Source organism: Vibrio sp. 10N.222.48.A3, from assembly GCF_041475345.1.
GTDB lineage: Bacteria > Pseudomonadota > Gammaproteobacteria > Enterobacterales > Vibrionaceae > Vibrio > Vibrio tasmaniensis_A.
Map to the genome: position 1 here is coordinate 1 of NZ_JBFRVX010000676.1, position 1,503 is coordinate 1,503.

The following is a 1,503-nucleotide window of genomic DNA, read 5'->3' on the forward strand; positions in this document are numbered from 1 at the left end:
GGTATCACTATTAGGTGCAAAAACAACCACATCGAATATTGAATATTACCAATCGTCACAATATGTAGTTTCAGTAGGTGTTGATTACAAGTTCTAAGGTCTAACTGAGCTTTTCACTGCTTGTAACCAGTAAAAAAATCCTATAATTTGAGGCACATTAACGAGGAGAACACTCTTCAACAACCAGCAATAACAGGAAGTTATGGTGGAAAGTTTTAGTACTCAGTTGCCCATATTTTGGTTTAAAACTTTAGATTCAGCGATCCAAGCTAGAATTGGAGACAGCAGTGACATCTGGTCAGGGGCAGAGGTATATGAACAACTTTGCTCCGCCGAAACGATTTCGGCCCATCAGCTTCAAACCGGGATCACCAATATCTACCAACGTTTTGATCATGAACTGATCGACTTGTTTGATGAATCAGCCCGTTACTTTGATGAGCTTGAAATGGGCGCTCCGGTCATGGCCATGCTAACCGCCCCCAATATCTCCAGCTTTTGTGAACTACTGAGTCGATATTCAATTCATATACACCCACTATTGAAGATATTCAGTCGTGAAACCGATAACGGTGAACTGGAACTTTGGACAGTGACACCCGAATACATTGATGAGTCAACGCTAATGACACACATTAGCTTGGGGCTCTATTTCAGTATTATTCTCAAGCTCATTCGAAAGTACCTCAATGCGCCCAAGCAAAAACTTACCATTCATATCAACAAGAGCACCATTGGCGATGAGTTCTTGGCTATCTTCGAGCGCGTATTCAATATAGAAATGAAAGAAGGTTACCCTGCCCGATATCTCCTTTTCTCTAACGAACTGGCACAGAGAAAGCCTCGCCAATTCCAACCTGATTTTCATGCAGAGTTAGTACGAATTGCTGACCAACAGATGGAAAAGGTGTTAAAAACCAACTTAATCTACAAAGTGAATGAAACGTTCAAGGTGCTTGCAGTGAAAGACACAAACCTAGATAGCGTAGCAAGCAACCTGCACATAAGCCCTCGAACCTTGAACCGTAAACTTAAACAAGAAAGTGTGAGTTTCCGTCGTTTGTTTGATAAGTATCGACTTGAACTGAGCCTGACCTTACTTAACCAAAACGACGGTAATATTACTTATGTCGCTCACGAACTTGGCTTCTCAGATTCGAGCGCATTCAGCCGAGCATTCAAAAATTGGACTGGGCACTCTCCTACCGAACTAAAATCGTAAGGTCACTTTCCGGCGAGTTATACGCTTCAGCGGAAGCTTCTTCTCGACGGCATTCTTATGTGTCAGGCCAATCGAAGTCGATCCAAATACAAAAAGGATTGGTATCTCTACCAATCCTCTTTAGGGGGGGTTCGGTTTTCTACCTTATGACAGGCAGGTAACGCGATTACTCGTAATCAGTCGCGTACGTGTCTTCGTATGTGTGCGAGTAGAATTCGAATAGGTTGCCAAACGGGTCTTCTAGATAAACCATTTGCGCTTGTTTTAGTTCGTCTTCTGGG

General features: G+C 42.7%; 1 protein-coding gene and 1 pseudogene. One reads left to right on the forward strand and one right to left on the reverse strand.

Features of this window, described 5'->3' with window-relative positions:
- Positions 1 to 202: 202 nt before the first annotated feature.
- Positions 203 to 1,222: an AraC family transcriptional regulator gene (locus tag AB4653_RS18245; RefSeq protein WP_009847207.1), complete on the forward strand. Its 1,020-nt coding sequence runs from the start codon at positions 203 to 205 to the stop codon at positions 1,220 to 1,222.
- Between the two features lie 166 nt (positions 1,223 to 1,388).
- Here the strand turns inward: AB4653_RS18245 and AB4653_RS18250 are convergent.
- Positions 1,389 to 1,503: pseudogene (locus AB4653_RS18250) on the reverse strand (glyoxalase); the annotation flags it as partial.